This window comes from Clostridium sp. CTA-19 (assembly GCF_054767855.1).
The window spans coordinates 1-18,259 of the sequence record NZ_BAAABH010000033.1; the positions used below are offsets into that span (position 1 = coordinate 1).

18 protein-coding genes and 5 tRNA genes are annotated in these 18,259 nt (G+C 29.0%); 3 read left to right on the plus strand and 20 right to left on the minus strand.

The features are described 5' to 3' along the window. Positions 1 to 56 precede the first annotated feature (56 nt). The 5 genes from ACYUE0_RS14725 to ACYUE0_RS14745 form a co-directional block, all read right to left on the minus strand. A tRNA-Glu gene (locus ACYUE0_RS14725) sits at positions 57 to 131 on the minus strand. Positions 132 to 151: 20 nt separating this feature from the next. Beyond that, positions 152 to 226: transfer RNA gene (locus ACYUE0_RS14730), tRNA-Thr, on the minus strand. 7 nt (positions 227 to 233) lie between these two features. Next, positions 234 to 310: transfer RNA gene (locus ACYUE0_RS14735), tRNA-Asp, on the minus strand. A gap of 5 nt (positions 311 to 315) precedes the next feature. After that, a tRNA-Val gene (locus tag ACYUE0_RS14740) sits at positions 316 to 391 on the minus strand. Between the two features lie 6 nt (positions 392 to 397). Further along, positions 398 to 472 (minus strand) — tRNA-Glu (locus ACYUE0_RS14745). A gap of 631 nt (positions 473 to 1,103) precedes the next feature. Between ACYUE0_RS14745 and ACYUE0_RS14750 the strand changes: the two genes are divergently transcribed. Next, positions 1,104 to 2,333, plus strand: a complete 1,230-nt coding sequence (locus tag ACYUE0_RS14750) for a BaiN/RdsA family NAD(P)/FAD-dependent oxidoreductase (RefSeq protein ID WP_460271230.1) — start codon at positions 1,104 to 1,106, stop codon at positions 2,331 to 2,333. 54 nt (positions 2,334 to 2,387) lie between these two features. Here ACYUE0_RS14750 and ACYUE0_RS14755 read toward each other — a convergent pair whose 3' ends face one another. The 15 genes from ACYUE0_RS14755 to yedF all read right to left on the minus strand — a co-directional run bounded on the left by ACYUE0_RS14755 (position 2,388) and on the right by yedF (position 15,922). Continuing rightward, complete coding sequence (locus tag ACYUE0_RS14755; protein ID WP_010298245.1) at positions 2,388 to 2,573, minus strand: DUF1858 domain-containing protein; 186 nt, start codon at positions 2,571 to 2,573, stop codon at positions 2,388 to 2,390. Between the two features lie 248 nt (positions 2,574 to 2,821). Then, the gene (locus tag ACYUE0_RS14760; protein ID WP_061996682.1) at positions 2,822 to 4,108 is read right to left on the minus strand and encodes an adenylosuccinate synthase; all 1,287 of its coding nucleotides are present in this window, start codon (positions 4,106 to 4,108) and stop codon (positions 2,822 to 2,824) included. A gap of 350 nt (positions 4,109 to 4,458) precedes the next feature. Beyond that, positions 4,459 to 5,457 (minus strand): 3'-5' exoribonuclease YhaM family protein, encoded by a 999-nt coding sequence (locus tag ACYUE0_RS14765; protein WP_199869501.1) that lies wholly within the window; start codon positions 5,455 to 5,457, stop codon positions 4,459 to 4,461. Between the two features lie 289 nt (positions 5,458 to 5,746). Continuing rightward, entirely contained in the window at positions 5,747 to 7,078 is a 1,332-nt protein-coding gene (locus tag ACYUE0_RS14770; RefSeq protein WP_061996684.1) for a replicative DNA helicase, read from the minus strand. Between the two features lie 391 nt (positions 7,079 to 7,469). Continuing rightward, positions 7,470 to 9,365 (minus strand): Lon family ATP-dependent protease, encoded by a 1,896-nt coding sequence (lonC, locus tag ACYUE0_RS14775; protein ID WP_460271233.1) that lies wholly within the window; start codon positions 9,363 to 9,365, stop codon positions 7,470 to 7,472. 72 nt (positions 9,366 to 9,437) lie between these two features. After that, complete coding sequence (gene rplI, locus ACYUE0_RS14780) at positions 9,438 to 9,881, minus strand: 50S ribosomal protein L9 (protein WP_199869503.1); 444 nt, start codon at positions 9,879 to 9,881, stop codon at positions 9,438 to 9,440. Then, positions 9,881 to 11,878, minus strand: a complete 1,998-nt coding sequence (locus ACYUE0_RS14785) for a DHH family phosphoesterase (protein ID WP_460271236.1) — start codon at positions 11,876 to 11,878, stop codon at positions 9,881 to 9,883. The genes rplI and ACYUE0_RS14785 overlap by 1 nt, the downstream gene beginning before the upstream one ends. A 1-nt stretch (position 11,879) precedes the next feature. Continuing rightward, positions 11,880 to 12,887 (minus strand): DUF2232 domain-containing protein, encoded by a 1,008-nt coding sequence (locus tag ACYUE0_RS14790; protein ID WP_199869505.1) that lies wholly within the window; start codon positions 12,885 to 12,887, stop codon positions 11,880 to 11,882. Positions 12,888 to 12,898: 11 nt separating this feature from the next. Further along, positions 12,899 to 13,216, minus strand: coding sequence for a MazG-like family protein (locus ACYUE0_RS14795; RefSeq protein WP_010298267.1), 318 nt, complete (start codon positions 13,214 to 13,216; stop codon positions 12,899 to 12,901). Between the two features lie 336 nt (positions 13,217 to 13,552). Beyond that, positions 13,553 to 13,798 (minus strand): 30S ribosomal protein S18, encoded by a 246-nt coding sequence (gene rpsR / locus ACYUE0_RS14800; protein WP_026022428.1) that lies wholly within the window; start codon positions 13,796 to 13,798, stop codon positions 13,553 to 13,555. Between the two features lie 20 nt (positions 13,799 to 13,818). Beyond that, entirely contained in the window at positions 13,819 to 14,256 is a 438-nt protein-coding gene (locus ACYUE0_RS14805; protein WP_061996689.1) for a single-stranded DNA-binding protein, read from the minus strand. A gap of 15 nt (positions 14,257 to 14,271) precedes the next feature. Continuing rightward, positions 14,272 to 14,559 carry a 30S ribosomal protein S6 gene (gene rpsF / locus ACYUE0_RS14810; RefSeq protein ID WP_061996690.1) on the minus strand — a complete coding sequence of 96 codons (288 nt, stop codon included), beginning with the start codon at positions 14,557 to 14,559 and terminating at the stop codon, positions 14,272 to 14,274. Between the two features lie 150 nt (positions 14,560 to 14,709). Then, positions 14,710 to 14,901 (minus strand): DUF951 domain-containing protein, encoded by a 192-nt coding sequence (locus ACYUE0_RS14815; RefSeq protein WP_010298281.1) that lies wholly within the window; start codon positions 14,899 to 14,901, stop codon positions 14,710 to 14,712. A 166-nt stretch (positions 14,902 to 15,067) separates the two neighbouring features. Continuing rightward, complete coding sequence (locus tag ACYUE0_RS14820) at positions 15,068 to 15,319, minus strand: DUF3343 domain-containing protein (protein ID WP_061996691.1); 252 nt, start codon at positions 15,317 to 15,319, stop codon at positions 15,068 to 15,070. 15 nt (positions 15,320 to 15,334) lie between these two features. Further along, positions 15,335 to 15,922 carry a sulfurtransferase-like selenium metabolism protein YedF gene (gene yedF / locus ACYUE0_RS14825; protein WP_061996692.1) on the minus strand — a complete coding sequence of 196 codons (588 nt, stop codon included), beginning with the start codon at positions 15,920 to 15,922 and terminating at the stop codon, positions 15,335 to 15,337. 327 nt (positions 15,923 to 16,249) lie between these two features. On the opposite strand from yedF, the gene ACYUE0_RS14830 reads away from it, so the two are divergent. Together ACYUE0_RS14830 and yyaC are read left to right on the plus strand one after the other, a co-directional pair. After that, complete coding sequence (locus ACYUE0_RS14830; protein ID WP_460271241.1) at positions 16,250 to 17,404, plus strand: aminotransferase class V-fold PLP-dependent enzyme; 1,155 nt, start codon at positions 16,250 to 16,252, stop codon at positions 17,402 to 17,404. Positions 17,405 to 17,530: 126 nt separating this feature from the next. Continuing rightward, complete coding sequence (yyaC, locus tag ACYUE0_RS14835; protein WP_199869508.1) at positions 17,531 to 18,145, plus strand: spore protease YyaC; 615 nt, start codon at positions 17,531 to 17,533, stop codon at positions 18,143 to 18,145. Positions 18,146 to 18,259: the final 114 nt, after the last annotated feature.

The following is an 18,259-nucleotide window of genomic DNA, read 5'->3' on the forward strand; positions in this document are numbered from 1 at the left end:
TGTGACCCTCTGCTTGTAAGGCAGATGCTCTCCCAGCTGAGCTATGCGACCAAAAATGGTGACTCCTAGGGGAATCGAACCCCTGTTACCACCGTGAAAGGGTGGTGTCTTAACCGCTTGACCAAGGAGCCTTATTATGTTTTAAAAAAAGTGGAGCTGGCAATAGGAATTGAACCTACAACCTGCTGATTACAAGTCAGCTGCTCTACCGTTGAGCCATGCCAGCAAAATTATGGCGACCTAGAAGGGACTCGAACCCTCGACCCCCGGCGTGACAGGCCGGTACTCTAACCAACTGAGCCACTAGGCCGTATGTGGTGGTCACAACAGGGYTCGAACCTGTGACCCTCTGCTTGTAAGGCAGATGCTCTCCCAGCTGAGCTATGCGACCACTAAATGGTGACTCCTAGGGGAATCGAACCCCTGTTACCACCGTGAAAGGGTGGTGTCTTAACCGCTTGACCAAGGAGCCATATGTCCTTTTGCTTTTGTTAGGTCTTGTGCATAGTTTCCTTCGCACCCGACAAGTAATATAATACCTAAACTCTTTATTAATGTCAACATTTTTTTATATATTTTTTCGTATTTTTTTATTTTATTTTAAAATTTAGCACTTTCTCCTGTTTAAACTAGTTAAAATAGATTACAACTAAGCTAATTTACTATTTTATTACCACTTTTGTTGAAAAATTCATGTAAAAAAGTGATTTTTTAGGCTATATTTAGACTTAAATCTTTCTTTTTCACTGCCAAAATTACCTTTTTGTATAATTATTTATTATTTTCTATTTTAATCACTATATATTTTAAAACTTCATTTGATGTTATTTAATTATAACGGTTATAATATATAATAAATCTATATATATTTTTAATTTATTAATGAATTGTACAAAAATTTTATTCTAAAATAAATTATTGAACTTAAATAATTTAGGTATTTACTTACTCTTGTAGATATTTTAAATTTGCAATGTACATACCTATATCTTTTACATATTTATTTTTTTTAAACTTGTTTACAAGAATTTTACAATTTTATTTTATATTTATATAGAGTAATTTTTAGCTCTATAACTTTCACTTAGAAAGGGGAAATTTATTTGAATCACGATATTATTATAATCGGAGGCGGTGCCTCTGGAATTATTACTTCTATTTTGTGCAAAGACATGGGTTTAGATGTTGCTATACTTGAAAGTACTGATAGAATTGGCAAAAAAATATTAACAACTGGTAACGGTCGTTGCAATATAACAAACAAAAATTTATCACCATTAAGATATCATAGCTCTAATAAAAATTTCTTTATTACTACCTTAGAGAAATTTACTTTAAAAGATACTATAAGCTTTTTTAATTCAATTGGAATATATTTAACTACTTTAGAAGATGGCAAAATGTATCCTATGTCACTGCAAGCATCTTCAGTCGTTGATTTATTATTATTAGCACTTGAAGAACGTAGCATACCTATTTATACAAATAAAAAAGTATGTAATATTTATAAAAACAAAAGTTTTAAAATTCAATGCACTGATGATGAATTTTTCACTTGTAATAAACTAGTCATTGCTACCGGTGGAAAGAGCTACCCTAAAACTGGTTCTGATGGTTCAGGCCTTAAATTATCTAAAACTTTAGGCCACTCAATAATTAATCCTGTTCCAGCTATTGTACAGCTTAAACTAGATTATAAAAAACTTAAAGCTATATCAGGTGTTAAGTTTGATGGAAACACTGATATATATGTAGATAAAAAACTTGTTCGTAGTGAATTTGGAGAAATATTATTTACTGACTATGGAATATCTGGCCCACCAATACTACAACTTAGTAGAATTGCATCTTACAACATTACTAAAAATAAAGATGTTTTTATTTCTGTAGACTTAATGCCTAAATTTAGTGAAGATGCCTTAACGGATTTCTTAGAAAATCATTTTGGAATAAATTCCTATAGAGCTATATCTGATGCATTAATAGGAATTGTAAATAAAAAACTCATCCCAATCATATTAAAGGAATGTAATATTGAAGATATTCACAAACCTTGCTGGTCATTAGAATGGCAAGAAAAAGATGCTTTAATTAACATTTTAAAATGTTGGAAATTTAAAGTTACAGGAACAAAATCCTTTGACAATGCCCAAGTCACTGCCGGTGGCATAGATACTACAGAGGTTAATAATTCTACACTAGAATCAAATCTAATAGACAATCTTTTCTTTGCTGGTGAAATTCTAGATGTAGATGGGGATTGCGGTGGTTTTAACCTTCAATGGGCATGGAGTTCTGGTGCAGTTGTTGCAAATAGCTTAAAAAATAAATAAATACAAAGCTATCTTAAAATATATTTATCTTAAGATAGCTCTTTCTTGCTTTTACTATTTATTTAAAGCTTCTAGTAATGCGTTTAAATCTAATCCATGAACAGCTGCAGCCTCTTCTATTGTTTCAGCTTGTGCTGATGGACATCCTACACATCCCATTCCAAAGTTCATTAATATTTCTATGCTTTCTGGATAATTTCTAACGATTTCTCCAATTTTCATATCTTTAGTTATTTTCATATGTAACACCTCATTTATTAAATTTAATTATATTTTATTGTTCTCTGTTAATTATTATTTATGCTTATATTATATATTATTTTGTAGTTAACGCACGTAATATATGTTACCTATTTGAAATTTAAATAGAATATCTTTATTTATTTAATATAGTATTACAATTTTATTTTATACTCTTATTAATATAAAAATACCTTATAAATAGACTTTTCATTCTACTCTATAAGGTATTTTATATTTTCTATAAATTAAAGTTCATTAATCATCATAGTTTGATCTCTTCTTGGACCTACAGAAACTATTGCTATTTTAACTCCTGTAAATTCTTCTATTCTCTTTAAATATATTTTAGCATTTTCAGGTAATTCTTCATAAGATCTAGCATCTGCTACGCTATCATCCCAGCCATCGAACTCTTCATATATAGGTTCACATTTACCTAAATCTTCTAAACTTGCTGGGAAGTAATCTATAACTTTATCTTCAAACTTATATCCAACACATATTTTTAATTTTTCAAGTCCTGCTAACGTATCTATTTTAGTTACACTAAAGCTTGTTAATCCTGAAACTCTTGCTGCTGTCTTTAATATTACAAGATCTAACCATCCACATCTTCTGCTTCTTCCAGTTGTTACTCCATATTCATGACCTTTTTCTCTTATCCAATTTCCAGTTTCATCATTTAATTCTGTGGGGAATGGTCCTTTACCAACTCTTGTAGTGTAAGCCTTAACAACACCTACTGCGCTATCAAGCATTGTTGGTCCAATTCCTGCTCCAGTACATAATCCACCGGCAATTGTGTTTGAAGATGTTACATATGGATAAGAACCAAAATCTATATCTAAAAGTGTTCCTTGCGCACCTTCAAATAAAACTTTTTTATCTGCCTTTATAGAATCAAATATTCTTACTGATGTATCAGATACAAAAGGTTTTATTCTTTTACCATATTCAACGTATGCTTCATATACCGTATCTATATCTAAAGCTTCTCCACCATAAATTTTTGTTATCATATCATTTTTATCTGGTAGATATTGCTCTAATTTTTCTCTTAAAATTTCTGGTTTTATTAAATCACAAATTCTGATTCCACATCTTTCAAATTTATCTGTATAACAAGGTCCTATACCCTTACGAGTTGTTCCTATATCATTTTTTCCTCTTGCTTCTTCTTTTAAAGCATCAAGTACTTTGTGATATGGCATTATAACCTGTGATCTATCACTTATCACTAATCTATCGGGAGTTATGTTTTCACCTAAGCCTTCTAAGTACTCAATTTCCTTAAATAGTGCTTCTGGATCTACAACTACACCATTTGCTATTACATTTAATTTTTCTTTATATAGTATTCCTGAAGGAATTAAATGTAGTTTGTATTGTTTATCTCCTACTTCAACAGTATGGCCTGCATTGTTTCCACCTTGAAATCTAACAACTACATCTGCTTTTTCTGCTAGATAATCTGTCATTTTTCCTTTACCTTCGTCTCCCCATTGGGCTCCTAAAATTACAAATGATGACATGTTAATTACTCTCCTTCATCTTTCAATTTCTACATCTTATATTTAAAATATAGATAAAGATTTTTACTATGTTAATTGCATAGGAACTTAAAATCATCAATTAACTTACATATGAAAAACTTTAATTCCTAAAAAAGTGATACCAAGCTTATATCCTTATACTTATTATAATTTTAAAATTATAATAAATATTTTAATTATATATATAACTTAAATTTCCAGCTTGTTTCACTATATAATTATTATCTGTAGTACTTAAAAATTTACTCCGCAATATATGTTATCAAAATCGACATTTATCGTCAACAAACTCCACGAACGTTATTCGGTTAATTATATAAATTTTTCGCTTATTTGCTCTTATTTTTACTTAAATAGCTTTTGTATATACTTAAGTTATCTAAACTCCATACTCTTTCTGAAAATTCTCCGCACTCAACGTCTTTTAAAACTTTTCTCATATCATACAATCTTGCATCCATAACATCTAAATGATGTAATAATTCTGCCTCCGGTATCATTGGTTTTTTAGGACTTCCGTACTCAGGTTCATAGTGATGTGTAAGTATCATATGTTGCAATAAAATAATTATCTCTTTATCTGCATTTACATCTCTTCCAACAGTATCTATTAAATTTATTCCTAAAATTATATGCCCAAGTAATTGACCTTGCACTGTATACTGTGATACTATTCCAAGATCACTAGAATCCATCTCATAAATTTTAGCTATATCATGAAGTATTACACCTGCAAATAGTAAATCCTTGTCTAGGTCTGTATATATATTTAAAAGTGCCTCTCCTGCTTTTAACATAGTTGTTACATGATATAATAATCCTCCTTTTACAGCATGATGATTTGATTTTGCTGCTGGGTAATACATAAGTTTTTCTTCAAAACTTAAAATAATTTTCTCAGTTATATTTCTAATATGATCATTATCTATTTTGCATATATAATCTAATAATAATTCATACATTTCTTCTGCTTTATAAGGAGCTGTTGGAACAAAATCTTCAACAATTACATTATCTTCATCATTTAGCTTTCTTATTCTATCTATTTTAAGTTGAAGCTTTCCTCTATATTCATTTACAGTTCCTCTAACTCTCACCATCATATTTTCTTTAAACATTGTTTCAAGCTCCTTTGGCACTTCCCAAAGCTTAGCATTTATAGTTCCACTATTATCTGTTAAAGTTAAATCTAAATATTTATTTGTAGTACTATTATTTGTAAATTTACACTCCATGGTTTTAATTAAAAAATAGTTTTCAATTCTTTCTCCCTTTGTAAATTCATGTATTTTCTTTATTAAAAAGTTTTCATTTTTTTTTGATTCCATTGTATTTCTCCTTGAAACTAAATATTATTTATCTATCTATGAAGATATGTATATATCATTTAAAATACTTTTTATTGTTATATTATCTTATATTAATCTTTATATTTACATATTACTTTATTTATAATTTATATATAAAAAACTTCTCTTAAATAGAAATTATTAATTTTTTATATAGAAATTATTTTGTCTAATTTTATTTTTATTATAATAACTTTTTACTTTACTATTAAATTATAAAGACTCTTGCCCCTTAAATATGAAAGCAAGAGCCCTAAATTTTTAAATATTATTCTCTATGAATTACATCTAAAGAACCAAATTTACTATATTGTCCAAGCCATGCTAGTTTAACTGTTCCAACAGGACCGTTTCTTTGTTTAGCTATAATACATTCAGCTATATTTTTATCTTCTGTTTCTTTATCATAATATTCATCTCTATATAAAAACATAACAAGGTCAGCATCCTGCTCAATAGATCCAGACTCTCTTAAATCCGATAGCATCGGTCTATGATCTGCACGTTGCTCTGGCGCACGAGATAATTGTGATAATGCTACCACTGGGCATTTAAGCTCTTTAGCTATAGCTTTTATACTTCTTGATATCTCTGAAACCTCTTGTTGTCTACTTTCTCCTCCACTACCACTCATCAATTGAAGATAGTCGATTAATATCATATCTATTCCATGCTCAATCTTTAATCTTCTACATTTAGAACGCATTTCCATTATAGAAATACCGGCTGTATCATCTATAAATATTTTAGCATCTGCTAATGGACCAGATGCTCTTGCTATATTTTCCCAATCCTTTTCATCTAAGTTACCAGTTCTTAATTTAAGCATATCTACATTTGCCTCTGCACATAAAAGTTTATATGCAAGTTGCTCTTTACTCATCTCAAGTGAAAATATAGCTACACTTTTCCCAGCTCTTAAAGCTGCATATTGTGCTAAGTTTAGTGCAAAAGTTGTTTTTCCCATAGATGGTCTTGCTGCAATAAGAACCATATCACCACTTTGAAATCCAGATGTTTTGTCATCTAAATCTTTAAAACCTGATGGAACCCCTGTTGTTTCGCCTTTATTATTATAAATTCTTTCGATTTCTTCAAATCCTCTTTCTAAAACAACACTCATATGTTCAAAATCACTTGTGTTTTTCTCTTCTGAGATATTAAAAACAGCCTTTTCTGCTAAATCTATAACGCCTTCTACATTATCTTGTTTAGTATAGCAATTTTCAATTATTTCTGTAGAACTTTTTATTAACTTTCTTAGTGTAGATTTTTCTTCTACAATTTTTATATATGAATTCAAGTTCGCTGTTGTCGGTACAGATGAACTTATTTCCGTTATGTATGATATTCCACCAGCAGCATCTAACTTATCGTTAGATCTTAAATGTTCTATTAGAGTTATCATATCAACAGGTATATCCTTTTGATATAACTCTCTTATAGATTTAAAAATTACCTTATGACTATCTCTATAAAAGTCTTCACCCTGCAGTGTCTCTGCAGACTGTGCTATGGCACTTTTATCTATAAGCATAGAACCTATAACAGACTGTTCTGCCTCTATATTATGTGGCATACTTCTAAGAGTTGCATCCATAAATATTATCTCCTTTCAACACTAATTGTACCTATTTCAATGGAACCTTACATAAGTAAAGTCCTACGTTTCTTATTTATATTAAACTTCTTTTATAATCTCATTTCTAAGAATTATATTTCATTTACATCTTATAACATATAAGACTTCATTTGAAAACTTTAAAACTTTCACTACCAAAGTAACCCTTTGTCACTATTAACGTTAGTAGAAAGGTTACCTATACTATTTTTATATAAGTTATATTATTTATCATCATTTTATATATTATAATCTTAAAACAGCATATAGGTAAAGTCTATACATATACTTCAATTTACCTTATATGCTTTAAAAGTTCTTATATAAATAATTATAACCCTGCTATTAAGAATTTAAGCAGGGTTATATTTTAATTTTTAAAAACTATTTCCATTAACTCATCTATAGTATCTACAATTTTAACTTCTATATCCTCTAATCCAATAGGTACTTCATTCTCATTATCCTTTGGAACAATAATAGTTTTAATGCCTTTTCTTCTAGCGCCATAAACTTTTTCAAATATTCCTCCAACTGGTTTAACCTTCCCTCTTAAAGAAATTTCCCCAGTTATTGCAACATCTTGTCTTAATGGCTTATCTAAAAGAGCACTTATTATACATACAGTTATTGCTGCTCCTGCTGAAGGACCATCTATATTTCCTCCACCAACAACATTTACATGGATATCATAGTCTTTTATATCTTTATTTGTTATTTTTCTTATAACTGAAGCCGCATTAAATACTGAGTCTTTAGCCATAGAACCTGCTGTTTCATTAAATCTCACAGCTCCTGTGCCCTTTTCCTTAGCCTTAAATACTGCTGCTTCTATTTCTAGTGTTGATCCTAAATAACCAGCTACTCCTAGTCCGTATACTTGTCCAACTTCTTTACCCTTTTTACTATTTAATTGCTCATATGGTTTTAATCTACTTATAGATACAACCTCTTGCAAATCTTTAAGAGTTAGAATAGTTTCTTTTCTTTTTTTATCATTATATAGAACATATCCATAAACGTCTGCTAATATATTTACAGCTTTTCTGCCTTCAATAGTATATCTACTTATTTCTCTTGCTACACCATTTTCTAGTTTAACTTCTAATTTTTCTGCAGCGTTTATAACTATTTTTTCTATATCATTTTGTGATAATGGTTCAAAATATACTTCTGTACATCTAGATCTTAATGCCGGATTTATTTCGCTTGGATCCTTTGTTGTTGCACCTATAAGAACAAAATCTGCTGGTGCCCCATTTTCAAAAAGATATTTTATATATTTAGGCGTTTGGTCATCATCTGGATCATAATATGAAGATGAAAACTCAACTCTTTTATCCTCTAACACTTTTAATATTTTATTTTGAAGTATCGTGTCTAATTCGCCTATTTCATCAATAAACAGCACTCCACCATGAGCCTCTGTAACTAAACCTGGTTTTGGCTCAGGTATTCCAGTTTCTGCTAAATCCCTTTTACTTCCTTGATATATAGGGTCATGTACTGAACCTAAAAGCGGATTTGCAATTTCTCTTGGATCCCATCTAAGAGTTGTACCATCAACCTCAACAAATTTTGCTTCATTGTCATATGGAGTATAAGATAACTTTTTAGCTTCTTCTAAAGCTAAACGTGCTGCACTTGTCTTACCTACCCCTGGAGGTCCATAAAGTAATATATGTTGTGGATATGGACAAGCCATTTTAGATATTAATGATTTTATAGCTCTTTCTTGCCCAACTATTTCTGAAAAACTTTCAGGTCTTAACATAGCCATAACACTTTTAGTTAGTTTCTTAGAATCTAACACTTCAAGCTCTGCATATTTTTTAAGAGTTTTTGCATTTTCACAACCCTTTTGCTTTTTTATTATGCCAAGTCTTATTTCGTCTATGTACTTGTCCTGTTTTTCATTTAAATGATGTTCTACATCCTTTTCAATTTTATTTTGGACATATCTTTTAGCAACTACATCTGCTAATATTTTGCTTGTTTCCTCTAAAACCTCTAGCTCATTAATGCTACTAGGTATAACATCAATACCTTTTCCATTACTTATTATTTTATTTATAGCAAACAATCTTTTATACGGATTTTTGCTTTCTATAAGTTTTTGAAGTTTAAACTTTACTATTCTAGATCTTATTGATCCATCATCCAAAACCTTGTACATTAATTCATATAAAACATCTACTTCAATATCAAAAGGTATTTCTTGTTCCAATCCTTTATTTTCTATGTCATTAACTGATAATTTTTTCAAAATTAATCCGCTTTAGTGAGCATACCAAGCACTATCCTCACCAAAGCGACCTCCCTTCAGTTTTCAAAATTATTATTGTTCACTAACAACAACCTTAATTTTAGTTGATACTTCTGGGTATACTTTTACTTCTATATCAAAAGTTCCCATAGTTTTTATTGTATCTGTAACAATTTTTTTCTTATCTACTTTTACATTGTATTGTTTTTCTAAGGCTGCTGCTATATCTTTGCTTGTTATAGCTCCAAATAATCTGCCATTATCTCCGCTTTTTGCAGATATTTTTACTTCTTTATCCTTAAGTGATGCTGCTACTTCTTGAGCTGCTTCCATCTCTTCTAATTTTTTCTTTCTTTCTGCTTCATTTTTCTTGTTTAAAATATGCATGTTTGCATCATTAGCTTCTTGAGCTAATTTTTTTGGAAACAAGTAATTTCTAGCATATCCGTCAGCTGCGTTTATGACCTCTCCTTTTTTACCTACATTTTTTACATCTTTTAATAATATAACTTTCATTATTTGTCACCTTCCCTTAAGTATTTATCTATAGCTTGATTTAACAATTTTTCTGCTTCATCTAATGTAACGGATTTTATTCTAGCACCTGCCATTGTTAAATGTCCGCCGCCACCAAGGGATTCAAGTATAACTTGAACATTAATATCTCCAAGAGATCTTCCACTTACATATGCGTCTACTCCCATTTTAACAATAACAAAGGATGCTTGAATACCTGTAATATTTAGCAACTCATCCGCTACTTGTGCACTTAATACATTATATTCTATATTTGGTGGACATACTGCAACTGCTATTCCATTTTTCACATTGGCTTTTCTCATAACCTCTGTTTTTGAAATATATGTTTGTAAGTCCTCTCTAAATATCTTCTTAACCTCAGTTGTATCAGCACCTAGCTTCCTTAAAAATGCTGCTGCTTCAAAGGTTCTCACCCCTGTTTTAAAATTAAAATTTTTAGTATCTAAGCAAATTCCTGCCAAAAGACCAATAGCCTCCATAGATTTTAAATTTGGCTTATCTACCATATATTGAATTAATTCTGTTACAAGTTCTGATGTTGATGATGCATAAGTTTCTGTATAGCTTAAAAGCGTATTACTTATATAGTCTTTAGCTTTTCTATGATGATCGATTATAACAATTTTTTCAAAAGCATTAACTACATCCATAGATAAAACATGACTTTCATTATGAACATCTACTATTATTAGTATACTCTTTTCGTCCTTCATAGACAAAGCTCTTTCTGGAGTTATAAAAACATCTTCATAATCCCCATCAGCTTTTAAATTTTTTATAAATTGATCTACAGAATTATTCTTTATGTCTACAATTATATATGCATCTTTTCCAATAGATTTAACTGTACTATACAAGCCAACTGCAGCTCCAACACAATCAATATCTGAATTTGTATGTCCTAGAATAAATACATTGCTACTATCATTTATAAGTTCTAATAGCGCATGAGCTATAACTCTAGCTCTTACTTTAGTTCTTTTTTCAATTTCCTTAGTCTTTCCACCATAAAAAGATAATTTTTCAAAATTTTTAACAACAGCTTGATCTCCGCCTCTACCTAAGGCTAAATCCTTAGCTGTTTCTGCAAACTCTTCATTTTGACCTGGAGTATTTCCGCCTCTACCTACTCCAATACTTAATGTTACAGCTAATTTATTTCCTACATTTATCTCTCTTACTGTATCTAATATATCAAATTTTTTCTCAAGTTCTTTTTCTATATATTTATCTTGAACACTTATAACATACTTATTCGCCTGATATTTTCTTATCATAGCTTTCATACTCTGTGCATAGCTATTTATAGTTTTTTCAATATCAGCTACTAATTGAGGTGCTAAGTCTTCCTCTGTGTTCTTTATTACTTCATCTAAATTATCAACTTCTATTAAAATTACACTCTCTTTATTATCATTTATACTATCTAATAGTTGTTGCTTTTCTGTGACATCATAAAAATATAGTAAGATTATTTTTCCATCTTGTTGCAATCCATCATCTTCCACTATATTAATATGTATATCGTAGTAATCTTCTCCTATTTTAATTGATTTATATATATTCTTCTTACCATCTAATACTTGCTTTACATTAAACTCTTTTATAAGTTCCCTAATACTCTCGCCAAGGACCTTTTTATCATCTAATTTAGAAGCCAAATTTTGATTGTACCATAATATATTTCCTTTTGTTCCTACCATAATAAAAGGAAATGGGAAATTTGATAATGTACTGGATGTAGCAGTATCCATTTTAGATGATACATTATCTATAAGCTTAGACCATTGATTGTTATTGTCTCTAATATGCTTTATATTATAAACAATTAATCCTCCATATAGGACAATTAAAAATACACCTAAAAGGTAATGTTCCAATAGAAAAACAGTTAGTATAAGTAATCCTATTATTACCATGTAAAATTTATCATTTCCTATAAAATAGTTGTACTTATCTCCTTTATTATTCATATCAAGCTCCTTTACCTTTAAATATCCTATGTGGATCTAATTTTCTAAAGTCAAACAGCATTTCTATAAGACCAATTAATGCATATAACTTACCTAGTCCCATAGGATACGTTATGACAATTATAATAGTAACTGCTATAGGAGATAGCTTTTTCTTTCTTATAAAAAAATAACTTATTGCAGCTATCCCGTTAATAGTTAATACAAACTCCACTAGTACCATTGATATAGTCATTGGATAAATAGCACTATCTATTCCTCTTGATTTTAAAATAATAGATATTGACATAATACCAATTAATGCAGCTCCAACTAAATTGCTTACATAAAAGTCTGCAAAGGACATTGCTTTAACATATTTAATTTTTAGTTTCTTTAATATACTATTATTTAAAACAATTGTTATATAGGTTAAAATAAAACCTTGAATAAGTAGTGTTGGTGGTATAAATGCTATTATATACTCTCTACTAACCATTTTTTTGGATAATTCTATAGTATTTATTATCTGATCTGGTGCTCCCATTTTTATATAAGCATTTTTAGTTTCGTCTATAATACTTATAGCATAACTATTTATAGATGAAATAGTATCATTTAAGAATTGTGGTATAGTTACCCTTTCAACGAATAATACATAAAATACTATTGTTAAAGTTATAACCAAAATTGTTACAGAAAATATCGTTACAAAAAGATTATATGGTTTTTTATTTTGCTTTATACAATAGCCTAATGTAATCCCTACAATTGCATAGTTTATTCCAAAGAAAATTGCAGTTATAGGATTTACTAAAAATGCTGTTAAAATAAAACTTATAACTGCGCCTGCCCCTGCTACATTTAAATTGTATCTTAAATATAAGATAGCAATTGGTATAGGAAGAAAACATCCTCCTAAAACCTGAAGTATGGGTAAATACGTAGACATAAGCACTATCATAAACATAACTACAGATATAAGTCCTACTTCAACTATAGCCTTCGTAGTGTATTTCTCTTTATTCATTTTTTCCTCCATTAGTTTCTCTCTTTAAGATGATTGTATAACTTGCTTAAATCTTTACCATCCTTTTCCATAGGATCTTCTTCAATTATTCCTATTTTAAGTTTTTTCTTCATAGTCTCATCTATCGCTAAGTGAGTATATCCAAGCCTTTCACCTAACACGTATAAAACTATAATAGCCCCAGAAATACAGTCTAAAATAGCTTCTTGAGCAACATTTCCACCTCTAGTTAAAAGCTTAAAAAAATCCCCAATGATGCATAATAAATCAGCCTTTAAGTTTTCTATAATTTTAACATTTCCCATAATATTAAAATCGCCTTTTCTCATATTTCACAACCCTTTCTTAAGCTATAAATCTATTTTAGATTCTTTTTTACTATGATGCAACAAAGCTTTTATACTCCAAGTATAGCACATTTTAAATCAATTTATAAATTTACATATTATGGTTTATATTATACTATAAAAATTATTATAAAAATATAAAAGATACATTATTTTTTAAAATTAAAGAAGTTTCTGTATTTTCACTATAAAATAATAGATATTTTATAGTTTACTTATATAAAAATAGGCTCATACTTTTGATAGTGTGAACCATAAATAGATAAAAATAATAAAAGCAACAACTAAAGTTGTTGCTTTTATGTTCATCTTTAATTACTATTCTGTTGTGAATGGTAATAAAGCTATGTTTCTAGCTCTTTTTATAGATACTGTTAACATTCTTTGATGTTTAGCACAGTTTCCAGAAATTCTTCTTGGTAATATTTTACCTCTTTCTGTAACGTACTTTCTTAATTTGTTTATATCTTTATAATCTATGCTTGTAGCTTTATCAACACAAAAAGCACAAACTTTTCTTTTTGCTCTTTTTCTGTTTCCGCCTCTTCTACGATCCATTGACATTACGCTTTCCTCCTTACCTATTAAAATGGTATGTCCTCGTTGCTATCCATTGGAGTTATGTCCGAAGATGCATAATCATCCCTTTGGAAGCCTCCGTTTCCATAACTATTGTTAGATGTTGTATTTCCGTTTGAAGATTTATCTCCCCATTCAAGGAAATGAACTTCATCTGCTACAACTTCAGTAACATATCTTCTTGTACCGTCTTTAGCTTCATAAGAACGAGTCTCTATTCTTCCTGCTACACTTATAAGTTTTCCCTTACTCATGTAATTTGCAGTACTTTCAGCTTGCTTTCCCCATACAACAACTGGTATGAAGTCTGCATCTGGTTGACCTTCTCTTTTGAATTTTCTATTAACGGCTATTGTAAAAGTGGTTACAGCTGTTCCTGCACCTGGAGTAAACTTTAACTCTGGGTCTTTTGTTAATCTTCCAATCAAGACAACCTTATTCATTTAAAACACCACCTATTAGTTTTCTGCATTAATTATGATATGTCTGATAACTGCGTCAGATATTCTAAATACTCTGTCTAACTCTTTTGGTAATTCAGAATCAGCTCTGAAGTTTACTAGAGTGTAGTGGCCTTCGTTAACTTTAGCGATTTCGTAAGCAAGTTTTCTTCTGCCCCAAACATCAACGTTTTCGATTTGTCCACCATTATTTTCTATTACACCTTTAAATTTTTCGATGTTAGCTTTAACAGCCTCCTCGTCTAATGATGGGTGTAATATGAATATAGTTTCATATAATCTCATTAGTTTCACCTCCTCCCCTCGGACTAACGGCTATACTTTGTACAGCAGGGATTCCATTTATACATTTTATCACTTTAAATTTTAAAAATCAACATATAATTGAATTTTTATAATTTATTAATTTTAGGTAAATAACTTAATATTTGTTTTTTATTCATCTATTTTCCCAACAACTTTTTTAATAGAGTTTACAAACTTTGTTCTAGGCAACATAATTATCCTGCCACACTCTAAACATTTTATTTTAACATCTGCTCCTACCCTTATAACTTGCCAATTTTTACTGCCACAAGCATGGGCTTTTTTAGTTTCAACAATATCACCGATATCAAACTCTTTCATTGTTAACCCCACCTATCTTAAAGTTATTTTATATATATTATAGCGTCTTCCATTATACTATATTATTTGACAACTTTTTTATATTTTAAACTAAATTTCAGGATATTTTATAACAAAAAAACTCTAATTAAATTATATAATGAATTTAATTAGAGCCTTGTAAATCTTAAATTGATACTTCACAATAAGAAGTTTTATCTTTTAAATATATACTTTTTATTGTAAATTTCTCATTATTTATTAATTCTTTTACATTCTTAAACTGTATTTCATCAACTTTTAAGCTTATTCCACAGCTTTTAGTTATATACGATGGTGTGGGCATCATTGTTGGTTTTATTTTTTCACTTTTACATACACTTTCAGCCTTCATAGCTTCGTGAGTATTGTTAAAAACTAAAATATAGTATTTATCCATTTTTATCTCCTACGTTTATAGTTTTATAGTTTTATCACTACTATTCATGCATTCTATTATAGCATACATATTTGTTATTTCCCCAATTTGAACTAAATCTTTCATTTTATAAAAATCTAAGCATAGTCCACAACTTAATATCTCAACGCCTCTTTCTTTTAGCCTTTCTAAGCTTTCAAGTACCTCTGAATCTTTAACTACTAACTTAACACCACTATTTAAAAATAATAGTTTATCTGGTATTATCTCTGCTTCTGAAAGAGCAAACATGTAGCTTTTCATTAATGCAGTTCCTAGTTCATCATCACCAGAACCTAATTTATCACTTCCAACTACTATTGAAAAAGTCTTTTTATCTTCTATTTCTATTTCAACTTTTCCTTCTACATTTCCCTTATTTATATTTATGTAATATAAACTATTTTTTTCTTCAAAATTAACCTTAAAACCTGCATTTTCTGCAAACTTCATTACATTATTTTTAGCTACTTCGTTATCAACAACTGTAGTTGCCAGTCCACTTTCTATTCCATCAAAGTATTTTTTTGTATTTATAACTGGTAGCGGACAGTTTAACCCCTTACAATCAATTACTTTACTCACTTTAAATTCCCCCTAAATTTTTAATTATAAGTTTCCATTTGTATTTATATTAATATGTATTTATACTATAATAAAGCTTATTTTCCATATAGTTTTATAAATATAATTTTACTTAATGCTTACACTTATATTATAACAAAGAAAGAGTTAAAAATACTATTACAATAGCAAATAGCTTTTCTTAATCTATTCGTTATTGTAATAGTATATTATATATATCTTTCTTTTGAATTAAAATTTGTATATAAACATTATTTTATAATTGAAAACTTTTGTTTATATATAATAATGCATTACATTTTAAATGATTTTAGGAGGCTTATTAACATGAAAGTTTATTTAGATAATGGTGCTACATCTTATCCAAAACCACAAACCGTTTATAATTCAATAATGGATTATATGACCCAAGTTGGTTCTAATATAGGTCGTGGTGCATCTAGTTCTTCTCTTGAAGGAAACCATATTACATTTCAATGTAGAGAATTAGTTTGTAATTTTTTCCATTTTGACAAAGTAGAAAATGTAATTTTCACTCCCAATATAACTTATTCTCTTAATATGCTTATAAAGGGCTCTGTAAAAAAGGGTTGGCATGTACTTACATCAGTTATGGATCATAATAGTACTTTAAGAACTTTACATAGTTTAAAAAATGATGGCATAATTGATTTAGATATAATAGATGCAAACAGAGATGGATTTATATCTGTAGAATCATTTAAATCTATGATTAAAGAAAATACTAAATTAGTAGTACTTTCTCAAGCATCTAATGTATGTGGAAGTATACAACCATTAAAAGAAATTGGACAAATTTGTAAAGAAAAAAGAATCTGTTTTATAATTGATACTGCCCAAAGTGCAGGATGTATTGATGTTAATTTTAAAGATCTTAATTGTAATGCTCTTGCTTTTACTGGACATAAAAGTTTGCTAGGTCCACAGGGTACTGGTGGATTTCTAATTGATGATAATTTTAATAATATATGCAATCCAATAATTGAAGGTGGAACTGGAAGCTCTTCTTCTGATGTACTTCAACCTACTTTTATGCCAGATAAATTTGAAAGTGGAACAATGAATGCTCCTGGAATTGCAGGATTACTTGCTGGAATAAACTTTATTAATAACGAAGGTTTAACTACAATAAAAGAACATGAAGATTACCTTGCCAAAAAACTTATAGAAGGACTTTTAAATATAGATAGTATAATTCTTCATGGAAGTAAAGAGACTATAGATAGAGCGCCAGCCATATCTATAAATTCAACTAAAATAGATAATAGTGAACTAGGTTTTATGTTAGATAATCAATATGGAATTATAACAAGAACTGGTCTTCACTGTGCTCCACTTGCTCATAAAGCACTAGGTTCTTACCCTAATGGCTCTATAAGATTTAGTTTAGGATATTTTAATGATGAAAGAGATATCGATTATACACTTAATTCTATAAATAAAATATTAAAATCACTTTAATATAAAAATGAGCCTAATTAAAGGCTCATTTTTTATAGTCATATTTATAATTAATAAAATTTTGTCTCTAAAAATGTATATCATTCTATTTATTGGTTAATAATTACAATAAAAGGAGTGATATATTTGAGAAAATTAGAATTTGATTCTTTAGCTTCAGACTGTTCTTATAATATTAGAGAAGCTGTTTCTAAAGAAATTTTACCAATTTTAAAAGATAATAGAGATATAATAATATTATGTATTGGTACGGATAGATCTACAGGAGATAGTTTAGGACCACTTGTAGGTGATAAATTAAAATTTCTCAAAAGAAAAGGTATTTATATTTTAGGTAATCTAGAAAAACCTATACATGCTAAAAATCTTGTGGAAACATTAGCTATGATAAATTCTACATATAAGAATCCATATATAATTGCAATAGATGCATGCCTAGGAAGTTTGCCTAGTGTTGGTAACGTAATAATAGATTCTAAACCACTCACTCCTGGAGCAGCCCTTAATAAAGATTTGCCTAGTGTTGGTAACTTAAGCATTACTGGAGTAGTTAATATATCTGGTTCCCTAGAATTTATGGTATTACAAAATACTAGACTTTATGTTGTAATGAATTTGGCTACAGTAATTGCAAACGGAATATATCATTCTATCATTAAAACTGTAGGAAGTAGAGAACAGTGTGAAAATATAAATATACCTGTTAGTAAAAATGAAAAAGATAAGTTATTAAAGGCATAAACTATATTTTGTAATTTATAACTTAGTATATTTTTAATTTTATGAATGAATCAATATATCCCCAGATATATATTTATATAAAAAAACAAAATGTTTCATGTGAAACATTTTGTT